The organism is Bartonella bacilliformis Ver097 (assembly GCF_000709795.1).
Classification (GTDB): Bacteria; Pseudomonadota; Alphaproteobacteria; order Rhizobiales; family Rhizobiaceae; genus Bartonella; species Bartonella bacilliformis_A.
This window is the reverse complement of the sequence record NZ_KL503802.1, coordinates 306,770-321,346: the sequence shown is the minus strand read 5'-3', so window position 1 is coordinate 321,346 and position 14,577 is coordinate 306,770. Positions and strand designations below refer to the sequence as shown.

The following is a 14,577-nucleotide window of genomic DNA, read 5'->3' as shown; positions in this document are numbered from 1 at the left end:
ATACTATAAGAAAAGCGCTTTCGTTAGTGAAAATACAACAACCTTTCAAGATAATTCTTTTCTTCTTCAGAAAGATGGTCCTTGTTGAGACGCTTGCGAATTTCTTCCAGAATTTGCCGTGCCCGCGTCTTATCACCTTCCTGAGACATAGTTTTACCGTCTTTTCCCCGATCACTGTCTGAAGGTAGGGGACGTCCTAATGGATCTTGAGACTCAATAGCATTTTGCATATCTTCAAATTGTTTCAACGCTTCACGCATTTTTTGTAAAATATTTTGTGCACCTTGTCGCAAAGATTCTAAAACATCTGATTGATTTTTTACAGATGTCTCGTAGTTTCCACGACCAAGGGCAGCCTTTGCAGAATTCATTTTCTCTTCTGCCTCTTTCAACACACCACCCTTTTCAAAACTTTGCTCTGACAATTCCTTTTCTAACACCGATAATTCAGACTGTAATTGAGCTTGACGTTTTACCAAAGCCTCACTCTTCTCTTGTGTAACAATCTCCCCACGTCGTTTTTCTGTTTCTAAACGATGTGTATCATTGAGAATTTCCTGCTGACGGCGCATCACATCACCAAGTTTATCAATCATCTTTTTCATCTTTGTTGTTTGCGTATTCTTTTGCTCTTGATCTCGATTGCTTTTTTGAACACGCAAATGATCAAGTGTTTGTTCAATTTCATCCAAAAGCTGTTCAGCAGAAGAAGAAGACCCTATTTGAGCCATTTTCTCAATCGAATCGAGCTTTTTGTGCAGACTATCTTCAGAAAGATTCGCCTTATTATTAAAGTCGCTATTTTCTGGTGCTTTTTCAGCCAAAGCACGAATATAATCATCCATAGCCTGTCGTAAATCAGCCATAAGGCGTTCAATTTCTACTCCTGAAGCACCACGGCGCAATGCATCCCGCAGAGCCATTTGTGCTTGTTTTAGTTTTTGCTGAGCAGACTCTGACTGATCACCCTCAATCGCTATGGCAATCTGCCACAAATAATGAACCACATCACGCAATTCATCTTCTGTTTGTGCTATCGACAGCCTTGTCCACGCACTCTGTAATGCAAGAATATTGATTGAATTTTGTACACCATTTTCTGGACGAACAAGCAAAGCAGCAAGCATATCGAGTACACGCTCGCGCGCAGAAGCATTAAGAGCTAATAAACGGCGTTGTTCATTGACTGCACGAGCAATAGGGTTAGCAAAAACACGCTGCGGTAATGTCATGATAAAGGTTTTGCTACGCCCCTTTTGGCCAGCACCATCTTCTACCACCAAAGTGATCTTAACTTCCGTGCCTGCCCATGGATGGCTCGATAAATCTTGCACCATTCGCATTTTTCCCTTTCCACCACGTGCTAGAAGAAGCTTTATTTGAGGGGCTTGGTAAAGAGGAACTGCGTTTTTATCAAAATCAACAAGAGACTCTATAGCAACAAAAGCATTTATAACGCCATAATCATCATCCATTTCATACTGCAACTCCAATGCCCCAGCTGAAATCCGCTCTGGTTTTTCAAGCCAACGGATTGTTGGCATTTGGTCTTTCACCACGTCTAAATGCCATTGTTGTTGTTGATAACGTGATGAAAAGGATAAATTTATGGAGCGTTCTAACCGTGTTTCAAAATGAACAATGGAATCATTCAAAGCTGTCTTTTCTCTTTTTTGAGAAAGCAAAACTTTACGTCCATCCTCTTTAGATACTGCCTTTACTGTAACACCAGATCCATCAACAACACGGACAACCACCTCACTCCCTTCAGGAATGGAAAAATTTTTTATCTCACTTCGTGTTAAATAAATGGGGGCAACATTCGTATAAGAGGGTGGTGTGACCCAAGCATCAACCCGCATTGATGATTCATTGACCATGGAGCGTAAATCAAATGTGTCCTGCAAGCGCCCTCCTGATGAACCAAAGGAGAAACTGAAAGCACACACACAAAGTAGAACAAACAAAAACCTCAAAGCCATAGGATCATGGTTAGCACTATTGGGGTAAGCAAATCCGCTTCGCACATAGCGCAAATCCTCTGCCATGCGGCGTTGATGTTCACGCCAAATAACCGCGCTAAAACCTTTATCATTTTCAGAACATAAACGATCCGTTTGAACGCTTAAGGGTTGATTTTTTAGGCCACTTTTCTGCTCAATATGACGATCAACTTCTTTTGCTGTAGGAAAGCGAAAATCCGCAAGCAAAAATAGACTGCCCACAGCAACAAACAATATAAGACCAAGAAAAAATAAATGCCACCCATAAGGGAGAACATTAAAAATGCCCAACCAACTCAGCGAGCATAAAAAGCTCAAAGCCAAAAAAAACGGCAAAAGGCGCGGCCAGATTCGTTCAAAACATAAGATACACCAAGCTAAAAAGCGCACCCCCAAAAGCCTTATCATGATGCATCTTTTGATGTTTTCATCACTCATAGACGAACACTTATCCTTTTTGATAACCATGCGTTAACATCATAAAACTCATACACAATAATTTCTATCAAACAAATTATTGCATTAAAGTTTAATAGAGATAAGATCATAAAATATTTAAAAGTTCTCAATCCAATCTGGAATGTGATCTAATCCCATTAATTGCTCATAATCAAGACGTGGCCGAATAACATCATAACGCGTATTGTGTACCAAAACTTCTGGCACTAACAATCGGCTATTATAAGTACTTGCCATCACTGCACCATAAGCCCCTGTTCCTGTAATCGCCAAAAGATCACCGGCAGAAACCATCGGTAATGAGCGATTTAACCCTAAATAATCACCCGTTTCACACACTGGACCGACAATATCTGCCGTGATCAAAGGAGCATCTTTCAGTGCTTTTTTGACGGGCAAAACTGTCTGCCAAGCATCATAAAGTGTTGGGCGAAGAAAATCATTCATTGCACCATCCACAATAACAAAATTTCGTCCTTCTCCTCTTTTTAAATATGTGACAGATGTTACCAACACGCCAGCATGACCAGTAAGACTACGCCCAGGTTCTAAAATAATATTAATCCCTAAAGGAGCAATATGTTTTCTCACCAACGCCGCGTAATCAGCAGGAGATGGAACCATATTTTGTTCGGGATGATAAGCAATGCCAAGCCCACCCCCTATGTCTATATGGGTGATCATATAGCCCTCATGCCATAAATGACGGACAAAATCGGCAGCAATCAGAAACGCATCCTCAAACGGTTTTAAATCACAAATCTGACTGCCGATATGCATATCCATCCCACAGACTTGTAAACCCGGCAATTGCGCTGCTTTTTTATAGGCACTACACGCCAACGACAACGGAATACCAAATTTATTATCAAACTTGCCAGTTGTAATTTTCTTATGAGTCTTAGCATCTATATCAGGATTAATGCGCAATGAAATACGCGCCGTCTTTGATAAAGCAACAGCACGTGCTGATAATTGTTCAAGTTCTGGTTCTGATTCAACATTAAAACAAAAAATGTCTTGAGAAAGAGCAAAATCTATCTCTCTCACTGTTTTTCCAACACCAGAATAAACAATGCGCTGAGGCACAATCCCAACAGCAAGCACACGCCGCAATTCACCTTCTGACACGACATCAGCTCCTGCTCCCTTTGCGGCTAAAATCCGCAAAACAGCTTGATTGGAATTAGCTTTCACCGCATAAGCAATAAGACTCGGCATATCGTGAAATGCATCTTGATATTCTTTAAAATGCGCAACCAATGCACCAGCAGAATAACAATAAAAGGGTGTTCCTACATCCTGTGCGAGGGTAGAGAGCGAGAGACCTTCAGCGTGTAATTCACCCTGATGATAAGAAAAAAAATTCATAAAAACCCCTATTTTATCAATCGATCGAGAATGAAAACTTTATCGGCTTTATTTTTAGAAATAAATTCTTCTTGCGAAGACTCCACTACTGTTGAGGGAGATCTTTCAAGCGCACCTTTGCGCCCACATCCAATAAAAACAATGGGACAAAAAAGAGCAATGATTACAGTCCTCACAAGTGTTTTCATACGCCCTTCTCTCTCATCTTAATAACTTACTTCCATTATTGGGTTGAAAATAAAATCCTTAGGCAGTTACAAGACGCTGTTTCCAATAAGCAACTTGGCGAAGCACTTCTGAAGGTGCTGTTCCTCCAAAACTTTTGCGACTTTCAACAGATTTTTTAACTGTCAAAACATCAAAAACAGTTGCGTTTATATCTGGATGGAAAGTTTGAAACTCATCTAATGATAACTCATGAAGACTGCATTTTTTTTGTTCTGCCAAAGCCACAGCACATCCTGTAATATAGTGAGCTTCACGAAAAGGCAGCCCTAATTCACGCACACACCAATCCGCTAAATCGGTGGCAATAGCATAACCAGAACCAGCAGCTTGTTTCATGACTTCTTTGTTAACTTCAAGATCGCTGATAATCCCCGTCATTGCTGCCAATGACAATTCCAGATTCAAAACCCCATCAAACACATATTCTTTATCTTCTTGCATATCTTTTGAATAGGCAAGCGGTAATCCTTTCATCACGGTTAAAAGCCCTATCAATGCAGCATTCAACCGCCCTGCCTTAGCTCGCACAAGCTCAGCAGCATCGGGATTTCTCTTTTGTGGCATAATGGATGAACCCGTTGAAAAAGCATCCGATAAACGAATAAAATGAAATTGCGCGCTCGACCAAAGAACAATTTCCTCTGCTAAACGTGAAAGATGCGTAGCACAAAGAGCACCAGCACTTAAAAATTCCAATGCAAAATCACGATCAGACACACTGTCAATCGAATTACGTGTTGGTTCGCGAAAACCGAGTGCTTGTGCTGTCATAAAACGATCAATTGGGAAACCCGTTCCTGCCAAAGCAACAGCCCCCAAAGGCGATTCATTCATGCGCTCAATGGCATCACGCATCCGTGATAAATCTCGACCAAACATTTCAACATAAGCCATCATATAATGGCCAAATGTGACGGGCTGTGCGGTTTGTAAGTGGGTAAAACCCGGCATCACTGTATCTGCGTGCTGTTCTGCCCGCACAAGTAATTGCTCCATCAAACCCTTTAAAGCTTGCGCTATTTTCTGTACTGCCTCACGCATCCACAATCGAAAATCAACAGCAACTTGATCATTGCGTGAACGCGCGGTATGCAAACGCCCTGCCACAGGACCAATTAATTCGCTAAGCCGTGCTTCAATATTCATATGAATATCTTCAAGCTTGCGTGAAAAGGTAAAGGAGCCTGTTTCAATTTCTTGATGAATAAGTTGCAAACCATGAACAATTTTTTCATAATCAGAGTGTGAAATAATCTTCGTTTGCGCTAACATTGCTGCGTGAGACAATGAACCTTCAATATCTTGCCGATAAAGTTTTTGGTCAAAATCAATAGAAGCATTAATTTCTTCCATAATTGCAGCAGGACCTGTTGCAAAACGACCACCCCACATTTCATTACTTAACTTATCACCCGTCATAACCTGCAAGTACTCTCTAAAAGGACAAAAATTATGATTTTTCAAATTTTTATCAGCCGAAAAAACAAGAATAAAAAAATGCAATTCTTTATTGCATCCTTTATCATTGCCTTAAGTTTATACGCAACAATAAACCACAATAGCACGAGAGGTACTTTTGTTGCCAATTTTATTTCAAAGGCCAAAGCGCAAGAAATAAACTCCAACACAACATACCTGAAAGAAATAGCAGCGATCAAAAAAGCTGCTCAAGGCTTTTTTAGTCATATACGATTCGCTGATAATTTCTATGACATGAACCAGCTTTCTTTTAAAGATATTCAGGGAAAAGACCATAAACTTCTCGAATTTAACGGAAAACCAGTACTCATCAATCTGTGGGCCATTTGGTGCACACCATGCCGTATGGAAATGCCAGAATTAGCGCAATTAAAACGTGATATGGGGGGAGACAATTTTGATGTTATCGCGATTAATGTTGATACAACAGCGTCTCCTGAAAAAATTCAAAAATTTTTACGCGAAGTCCAGGCAGATCATTTGGTTTATTATCGTGACAAAACAATGAATATTTTTCGTAATATCCGCAAACAAGGGCTCGCTATGGGACTTCCGGTTACACTCTTGATCGATAAAGAGGGCCGTCTCATTGCTTCCCTAAATGGCTCTGCGCCATGGGCCAATGAAGATGCGAAAGCACTGATAAAAGCTGTTATTGAAAAAATAAAATAATTTAATACTCGCACCTTTTTAAGCGCTGTATTGCTAAATCTAGAGCAGATAAAAAAGCGGAACGGTCTTTGCGACAAAAAGGACGGGGTCCACCCGTCACACAGCCTTGTTCGCGCAAATCTTCCATCAAATTACGCATAGCCAAAGCTTGACCAATTGAGTTGATATCAAAAACACGTCCTGTCGGTGAAAGGCAAACTCCGCCCGCTTGCACAACTCGCGCTGCCAAAAGAATATCACTCGTGATAACAATACTTGTCTGATGGACATGATCAACAATCCAATTATCTGCACAATCAGGCCCTTGAGACACAATAACCCTTTCAAGAAGGGATTCATTTGGAAGAGATAAAAAATGGTTTGCTACAATAAATGTCTTGAGCTGATAACGATTCATAACACGGTAAATTTCAGATTTTACAGGACAAGCATCAGCATCAACCAACAAAATGATAGCAGGTTTTGTTTGTGTATCTTGCTCTTGATTTCTAATTAACACAACACTCTCTTGCTTCTTTTATTCATTGGAGTGTTGTAAACGATCCCGATACAACATAATGGCTGCGTTGATTTCACCTCCCAAAATAAAAATTGCACTTAGCATATATAAAAAAATAATAGCAACCATGATAGAAGCTAATCCCGCATAGGTCGAAACATAATTAAGCATTGTTAAATTTAAATAATGTGCAAAAGCCATCGACGCCAAAAACCAAGCAAACATTGTCACCACAATCCCTGGTAAAATATTAATTAATTTCCGCTTTCCTGCAGGCAACCATTTATGAACAATAAGAAGACTTATCAATGAAACAATCATCGCGATCGTGTAACGCCACAGACGAATAACACCAACATATTCAGTAATGAAGGGGGAATGTTGCTGCATCATTTTAACCAGTACAGGCGCCAACACTAATGAAAAGCTAATAATGACAAGACCAATCGCTCCAATCATGACAAAAAACAAACTTTGAAAACGGCAAAAAACAAAACTACGATAATCTACAACACGGTAAGCTTTATTTAAGGCTGTCCGCAAAGCTTCTATCCCATTGGAAGAAAAATAAGCGGCTCCAAAAACAGAAAGTGTTAAAACATCCCTGCGCTGAATAGTTAAAACATTAATGATTTCCTTCATCAAAGGTTCTGTAATTGCATCTGGCAATAACTGGACAAGTGCTGCAATTTTTTGTGGTGTATAGGTAAAAGCCCCAATAAAACCAGCAAGAAACGTTCCAAAAATAAAAAAAGGGAAAAATGCCAAAAGTCCTGAAAGCGCAACATGGCTTGCAAAAGCACTGCCATCACCACGCCAATAATGACTAATGGCGTTGATAAGAATATGATAACATAACGATATATTCTTGATCAAATTTCTATACTTCCCAATGATATTTTTCTTTAAATTTATCTGAGCTTTATCAAAAAATCATTGCTTTAATTATTGGTTAAAACATTCACTTTTGCAATGATCAAAAAAAATTCTACACAAACATAGCTCAAAACTTTTAAGATGACATTTGGCATCGTATCATAAAGACCAGTTCCAATAAAACTTTATGAATAATGGCTTCACTCAAAAGTGGATTTTTACGACTTTCTAAAAGAGCACACTGAATTTTTTCCATAGCATAAGAAATTTTTTCCAGTGTCCAATATTTCAAAGCTTTTTCAATTGTCTTTTTCCGCTGAAAAAAAATCAGTGGTCGCGCTTGAGACATAACGGCAAAAGCCGTTTTCCGTTCAATTTCCACCTGATAACGCAAAATTTGCAACTGTTGAAAATGCCTTTGTGCTGTGCTTAAAATCAAAAAAGGTGTATTGTGCATAGCTACATATCGGCTAAAATGAGCTTCAAACTCTTTACCATCTCCCAATAAAATAGCATCAATCACTTCATCAGGAGAAAAAGCACTCACATCGCTCACCACAGATTTGACATCTTCAAGAGTAATATGACGCTTTTCTAAAGCATAAAGGCATAGCTTTTCTAATTCACGGCGCGAAACAAGATGATCACCCCCTAAACTTTCATATAAGCCTCTCCGTGCTTCTAAAGAAAGAGTCATCTTGAAGCTTTCTAAAACTTCATCAATCAGTGTATCCAAAGAACGAACATCATCTGCATAACAAGGCAAAGCCATTGCAACTGATGCCATTTCAATAATATTGCGCAGCCCTATTCCTTTTTTCAAATCTCCTGCTTCAATTAAAATAAAACTTTTTTCCGGAGGTTCTGCAATTAAAAGCTTAAGAGCTTCAAGAAAATTTTTTTGGTTAGCGCCATTTGACACCCATACCAAACGGTCACCACCAAAAAGCGATAAAGTGCGTGCTTCATCTCCTAATCGTGCAGGATCTTTATCAATTTCAGCAGCATCAAGACGAACTGTTGCAAAAGGATCATCTGTGGCTATTTGTGTGAGTTTGATAAAACGCTGTACACGTTCACAAACAAGACCGCGATCGGGACCGTAAATTAAAACAATAGGAAAAGAACGCGAAAAATGCGTTAGAAAATGGTTAACTTCATGCGCTTTCTTTTGAGCCAAATGATTATTCCATTAAAAGTTTATCATCATCAAGAACAATCCCACGAACTTTTTGAAACATACCCATCACATCACTCATTTTCAAACCTTTACGCTCTTCTTGATAAATATCTAAAACGACTTCTCCTCCGTGCAACATCAGTGTGCGATCCCCATAATCAAGAGCCTGACGGATAGAATGCGTTATCATAATAGTGGTTAATTGATTCTCTTCAACAATCTTTTTGGTCAAACCCATAACAAAATCAGCCATTCCTGGATCTAATGCTGAAGTATGTTCGTCGAGCAATAAAACATCCGCATGAGCTAAGGTAGCCATGATAAGACAGACAGCTTGCCGCTGCCCACCTGACAAACTATCCATACGGTTATGCAGACAGTCTTCAAGACCAAGTCCTAACTGGGCAATTTTCTCGCGGAAAAATTGTCGTTTTTCACGTCTTAACGCTGAATAAAAACCTCGACGCTTTCCCCGCAAAGCTGCAAGAGCTAAATTTTCTTCAATAGTCAAAGAAGCACAGCTCCCCATTAGTGAATCTTGGAAAACACAAGCAACCCTACCAGCTCGTTCACGAATTGATTGACGAGAAACATCATGTCCATCGATCATCATCCGCCCTTCTGTAGGAAGAAGTACTCCTGATACAACACTCAGCAAAGTCGATTTACCAGCACCATTTGAACCAATAACTGTGACAAATCCCCCCTGATTAATTTTGAGATTAATATCAATTAAAGCGCGTTTTTCTAGAGGTGTGTTCGGTTTAAAAACAACCCCAACATGAGAAAGTTCAATCATGTTGATCCCTTCCCCAAATAACGCGGTACAATCAGAGCCAACATAACCAATAATGCTGTAATGAGCTGAAGATCTGTCGATGTATCAATGCCTATACCGCTTGCTTCAAAGGCAAATTGTACAACAACACGGTAAAAAACAGATCCCATAATACAACTGACAATAATCCAAAAAATATTGCGTGTACGGAATAAAGTTTCACCGATAATGACTGCTGCTAAACCGAAAACAATAGTTCCAACTCCCCCTGTAATATCTGTAGCAATTGCTGTTTGGATATACAAAGCCCCTCCAAAAGCAACACACGCATTTGCAAGCCCCATACCCAAATAAATCAATGCCGCGGTATGGATCCCTTGTGCTTTAGCCATGCGCGGATTCACCCCTGTTGCCCGCATAGCAAGACCAACTTCACTGGTTAAAAAACGCCAAATTAAAAAGGTCACGATAAATAAAACACACCCAACAAAAAGGGGACGGATAAAAAGATCAGACAAACCAAACAAACCGTAAAAAGGTGTCAAAGCTGTATCTGCAAGTGCTAAATTAATGTTAGCTCCTCCTAGAATCCCCATAATACGAAGATTAATCGTATAAAGCGCTGACATCGTTAAAATTGAGGCTAAAAGATTTAAAATACCAAATTGCACATTTAACAAAGCCGTTAACAAACCAGCAACCATACCTGCACCAAAAGCGCACAACATAGCAACCCACGCATTAACACCTGAAAGAATTAAAACGCCACAAACACACGAACCAAGAAGAAACGAACCATCAACCGTTAAATCAGGAAAGTCTAAAACTCGAAACGACAGATAAACCCCAATAGCAACAAAAGCGTAAATAAGACCTAATTCTACAGCTCCCCAAAAAGCAAATATATTCATTCAGATATCATATCCCCAATCTCATCTCCATAAGAGCCTAATTACAGAAATCTATTCCACAACTTCTGTAATGCGTTCAAGAACTGTTTGTGGTAAGATAATACCAAGTTTTTCAATGATCTTTCTATCAACTTGAATATTCTTGTTATCTGCTTGTACAACATCAAGATCGCCTGGTTTTTCGCCATTTAAAATACGCAAAACCAATTTTCCGGTATCAACCCCTACATTATAATAACTAACGCCTTGCATTATAAAAGGCCCGCGCCCAATAGAATTAGAATCTAAAGTAAACAAAGGCGTTTTGGTTTCAAGGGCAATTTTTGTTGCGCCTTCTAAAACAGCAATAACCGTATTGTCAGTGGGAACAAAAATAACATCTACCTTATTAATCAAAGCTCGCGTTGCCGCTTGAACATCAGAAGATCTTGGTGCTGATGAACTAATAACTTCAATCCCCATTTTATCTGCTAATTCTTTTAACACCTTAAGTGTAGAAACAGAATTAACCTCAGATGCATTATAGAGGTAACCTAATTTTTTTAAATTTGGTTTTATTTCTTTTAAAAGTTTAAGATTCTCTGCAACATCTGCACGATCAGAAACCCCTGTTACATTGCCACCAGGCTTTAAAAGTGAAGACACTAATTTTGCTTCAACAGGATCAGAAATTGCAGAAAAAACAATGGGAATTTCTTTTGTTGCTGCCAATATTGTCTGCGCTGAAGGAGTGCTGATTGCAACAATAACATCAGGTTTATCACCAGCAAATTTCCGTGCAATTTGTGTTGCTGTAGAAATGTTACCCTGTGCCGATAAAAAGGTCAGTTCTAAATTGTCACCATTTTTATAGCCATTTTCTTCCAGCACATCTTCCACCCCTTTGCGCACTTTATCCAAAGCAGGATGTGAAACAATTTGCGTAATAGCGATTTTAATTCGCTGAGCTTCTTGTGCAAAACTACTCACTGTAAAAACAGCCACCATAGCAATGCATAAACTCAGTACTTTCTTCACCATTACCATCTCCCCTCACAATATATAACAACATGTAACAATAGGAGCGGCAATCTATTAAAGAGCACTTGTGAAATCAATCTTTATTTTTTACGCTGTACAAATAAATCATCATAAAATGTTATTTTTTTGTTGCAATTCAGAACAGCCTACGCCATACAGAGACCGTTTGAAGCATCTGCTTCAATTCTGTGAGCGGGTGTAGCTCAGGGGTAGAGCACAACCTTGCCAAGGTTGGGGTCGTGGGTTCGAATCCCATCGCCCGCTCCATGTTTTTATTAATTTTAAGTGATTTTGAAAAACTTTAGTTTAATTTTTAAACTTTTCTTGCAAGAGTCGCTTTTTTATTTCTGCCCCATCATGCACAAAAATAATTAGCTGAGCCTCTGTTTTTATCCTTATTTTAAAATATTCAAAAAAACAAAATTCCTCCCCAAAAGGAGCGCTTTAACCATACAAATCTAAAGCTTTGTCCTAAAAATCCTATAATCATAACCCAAAGAGTGCATACCATATCAACGATTTATCGCTATGACATAAAAAGTTGTAAAGATCACAATGCTCTCAAAACCATAACTAAAGTCTGTGTATACTTAAACTCAAAATTATGCCCAAACTAAAAAATATAATTGTCCTTTACGTATGCTAATAAGAAAGTGCTCTGATCAATTTTTCACACAGCTACAGGATAAAAAACTCTTAAAATGTAGATTATCATTGCAAAAAATTCTTTAAAATATTTTATATTTAAACCCACCCAGAGCCAAGAATAATAAAATTTATCTTTGCTAATTTTAATATTCTCAACCTCTTTTCTTGCATTTTAAAATACATTAAAAGGCTAATGAAATATTTTTTCGTGCAAACTGAATCATACACAAAGTCTCTTTGCAAATATGAAATAGGGGAAAATATGGTGCTCGTCCTTCGTTCTCTTCTTTTTACATTCTTTTTCTATATTGCAACCTTTGTGCAAATGATTCTTTATGCACCTTTTTACTTTTTAACACCGCGTAAAAAAGCACAAATTTTTCTTAAATCATGGGCCCGTATCACGTTGTTTTTACAAAAACATATTGCTGGTACAACTTATGAAATTGAGGGATTAGAGAATCTACCAAAGGGTGCCTACATTGTTGCTCCAAACCACCAGTCTGCATGGGAAACTGTTAGTCTTTTCCTCTATTTTGATGACCCCGTTTTCATTCTAAAACGCGAATTGATGTGGTTACCCATTTTAGGCTGGTATATTGCGAAAATGCAGATGATTCCGATCAACCGGACAACACCTATCAAAGCTCTTAAAATTGTCATAAACAACGCGAAACAAAAAGCAAAACAAGGGCGTCAAATCATCATCTTTCCTGAAGGAACACGTCAACAACCTGGTCAAAAACCAGATTATAAATCGGGCATTCTTGCCCTCTACAATGAATTAGAGCTTCAAGTTATTCCCATTGCTCACAATGCTGGTTTATATTGGCCGCGCAATAATTTTCGCCGCTATCCAGGAACAATTCGCGTCCGTATTCTTCCCCCCATTGAAACTGGTTTAAAGAAACATGATTTCTTAAAAAAATTGACCCAAGAAACAGAAAAAGCCTGTGATGAACTGCTCTTATTAGCAGCTCAAGATCATACTCCTCCCCCTATGCCATCCTCTGCTGTTAAAAAACTGCAAACTCTCGGACATGCTTGGAAAGGCTCTGTGTGTGATTAAACATTTATCCTCATTTACACACTAAAATCTATTGTACTTCGCACTAAATACGTCCTAATCATTCATCTTAAAAAGGATACAAACTTCTTTATGCGTAAGCTCTTTTATAAATTCTTTTTATTTCTCGTGTTCAGTATGATGAGCCGTTTGGCTCTAGCCTATCCTTTCATCTCTGTTGATCTTGCCAATGGACGTATATTAGAACATAATCAAGCTTTTGAGCGTTGGTACCCCGCCTCCTTAACAAAGTTAATGACAGCTTATGTCGTTTTTCGTGCCATGAGCATAGGGAAAATTTCACCTGACACGTCCATTACAATCAGTAAAGCTGCAGCACAAGCTCCCCCTTATCGTTCAGGCTATAAGACTGGTTCTACCATTACACTTGATGCAGCTCTGAGCATCACTTTAGTTAAATCCACAAATGATTTAGCCATTGCTATTGGTGAAGCTATTGCTGGTTCACAAAAGGCTTTTGTAAAACAAATGAATGCTCACGCCCAACGTTTAGGGATGTTTGGAACTCATTTTGCCAATGCGAGTGGATTGCCAGATCCAAATAATTATTCCACAGCACGTGATATTGCCCTTTTAGCTGTTCAAATTCGTCGAGAATTCCCTCAATATACCCATTACTTTTCCATTCCAGCCATTGATTTTGGCGATAACAAAAAAATTCAGTATAATTCAAACAAACTCATAGACCGTTTTGATGGTATAGACGGCATGAAAACCGGCTTTATTTGTGCATCTGGCTTCAATCTTGTCGCTTCAGCAACCCGTAATAACCGTACAATCATCGCTGTCATTTTAGGGGCAGAAAACATCGATGAAAGAGAAGCAAAGGCAGCAGAGTTGCTTCATAAAGCTTTTACCAAGCAAGGATCGCCAACATCAACATTAGCAACACTAGAACCTTATGGCACAAAAATAACGCAAATCACCGATATGAAGCAACAAATATGCACGCCTGAAGCTAGCAATACACGTAAGAGTTCTTATGATACAGAAGGAAATATTATCCTAAACTCACCTTTAATTGCCGCTTCACCTTCTTTTGTTTATCCTCTATTGATGCACCCCATGACCCTATCAAAGACACGTAAAATGAAAATTAGAACCCTCCGAACAATTCCCATTCCCCAAAAGCGGCCAGATCATAAGCCAACCACGAAAATAATTCACCATAATCAATGATAACATATCAATTTCTACGATTTTCATGATCAGCGTTAAATTCTAGCAAAATAATTATTAATCTCACCTTATTCATTAAAAAAATCATTCATTGATAGCTGGATATTTACATTGCACTTTGCACAATCGTTAAACCAACACATTGACTCATTGAGCACGCTCAAATAGGGCATCTTAAAATACTGAA

The 14,577-nt window shown here is 38.7% G+C and carries 13 protein-coding genes and 1 tRNA gene; 4 read left to right on the top strand and 10 right to left on the bottom strand.

Annotation, left to right across the window (positions count from 1 at the left end):
- Nucleotides 1–23 precede the first annotated feature (23 nt).
- The 4 genes from H710_RS01295 to argH form a co-directional block, all read right to left on the bottom strand.
- A complete protein-coding gene (locus tag H710_RS01295) occupies nucleotides 24–2,441 on the bottom strand; it encodes a TIGR02302 family protein (RefSeq protein WP_041849056.1) in 2,418 nt (805 codons plus the stop codon).
- Between the two features lie 117 nt (nucleotides 2,442–2,558).
- Nucleotides 2,559–3,833 carry a diaminopimelate decarboxylase gene (gene lysA, locus H710_RS01290; RefSeq protein ID WP_041849055.1) on the bottom strand — a complete coding sequence of 425 codons (1,275 nt, stop codon included), beginning with the start codon at nucleotides 3,831–3,833 and terminating at the stop codon, nucleotides 2,559–2,561.
- An 8-nt stretch (nucleotides 3,834–3,841) separates the two neighbouring features.
- Nucleotides 3,842–4,021, bottom strand: a complete 180-nt coding sequence (locus tag H710_RS01285; RefSeq protein WP_041849054.1) for a hypothetical protein — start codon at nucleotides 4,019–4,021, stop codon at nucleotides 3,842–3,844.
- A gap of 58 nt (nucleotides 4,022–4,079) precedes the next feature.
- The gene (gene argH, locus H710_RS01280) at nucleotides 4,080–5,480 is read right to left on the bottom strand and encodes an argininosuccinate lyase (RefSeq protein WP_041849053.1); all 1,401 of its coding nucleotides are present in this window, start codon (nucleotides 5,478–5,480) and stop codon (nucleotides 4,080–4,082) included.
- 33 nt (nucleotides 5,481–5,513) lie between these two features.
- On the opposite strand from argH, the gene H710_RS01275 reads away from it, so the two are divergent.
- Nucleotides 5,514–6,212, top strand: coding sequence for a TlpA disulfide reductase family protein (locus tag H710_RS01275; protein WP_041849052.1), 699 nt, complete (start codon nucleotides 5,514–5,516; stop codon nucleotides 6,210–6,212).
- A gap of 1 nt (nucleotide 6,213) precedes the next feature.
- Here H710_RS01275 and H710_RS01270 read toward each other — a convergent pair whose 3' ends face one another.
- The 6 genes from H710_RS01270 to H710_RS01245 all read right to left on the bottom strand — a co-directional run bounded on the left by H710_RS01270 (nucleotide 6,214) and on the right by H710_RS01245 (nucleotide 11,476).
- Nucleotides 6,214–6,711 (bottom strand): YaiI/YqxD family protein, encoded by a 498-nt coding sequence (locus H710_RS01270; RefSeq protein WP_041849051.1) that lies wholly within the window; start codon nucleotides 6,709–6,711, stop codon nucleotides 6,214–6,216.
- An 18-nt stretch (nucleotides 6,712–6,729) separates the two neighbouring features.
- Complete coding sequence (locus H710_RS01265; RefSeq protein ID WP_041849050.1) at nucleotides 6,730–7,587, bottom strand: YihY/virulence factor BrkB family protein; 858 nt, start codon at nucleotides 7,585–7,587, stop codon at nucleotides 6,730–6,732.
- A gap of 136 nt (nucleotides 7,588–7,723) precedes the next feature.
- Nucleotides 7,724–8,767 (bottom strand): DNA polymerase III subunit delta, encoded by a 1,044-nt coding sequence (gene holA / locus H710_RS01260; RefSeq protein ID WP_041849049.1) that lies wholly within the window; start codon nucleotides 8,765–8,767, stop codon nucleotides 7,724–7,726.
- A gap of 4 nt (nucleotides 8,768–8,771) precedes the next feature.
- Entirely contained in the window at nucleotides 8,772–9,566 is a 795-nt protein-coding gene (locus tag H710_RS01255; protein WP_041849048.1) for an ABC transporter ATP-binding protein, read from the bottom strand.
- Nucleotides 9,563–10,456 (bottom strand): ABC transporter permease, encoded by an 894-nt coding sequence (locus H710_RS01250; protein ID WP_041849047.1) that lies wholly within the window; start codon nucleotides 10,454–10,456, stop codon nucleotides 9,563–9,565. Before H710_RS01250 ends, H710_RS01255 begins: the two co-directional genes overlap by 4 nt.
- A 51-nt stretch (nucleotides 10,457–10,507) precedes the next feature.
- Nucleotides 10,508–11,476 (bottom strand): ABC transporter substrate-binding protein, encoded by a 969-nt coding sequence (locus H710_RS01245; RefSeq protein ID WP_041849046.1) that lies wholly within the window; start codon nucleotides 11,474–11,476, stop codon nucleotides 10,508–10,510.
- A gap of 192 nt (nucleotides 11,477–11,668) precedes the next feature.
- On the opposite strand from H710_RS01245, the gene H710_RS01240 reads away from it, so the two are divergent.
- The 3 genes from H710_RS01240 (at nucleotide 11,669) to H710_RS01230 (ending at nucleotide 14,390) form a co-directional block, all read left to right on the top strand.
- Nucleotides 11,669–11,743: transfer RNA gene (locus H710_RS01240), tRNA-Gly, on the top strand.
- Nucleotides 11,744–12,386: 643 nt separating this feature from the next.
- A complete protein-coding gene (locus H710_RS01235) occupies nucleotides 12,387–13,193 on the top strand; it encodes a lysophospholipid acyltransferase family protein (protein WP_041849045.1) in 807 nt (268 codons plus the stop codon).
- 90 nt (nucleotides 13,194–13,283) lie between these two features.
- Nucleotides 13,284–14,390, top strand: coding sequence for a D-alanyl-D-alanine carboxypeptidase family protein (locus tag H710_RS01230; protein WP_041849044.1), 1,107 nt, complete (start codon nucleotides 13,284–13,286; stop codon nucleotides 14,388–14,390).
- Nucleotides 14,391–14,577 lie beyond the last annotated feature (187 nt).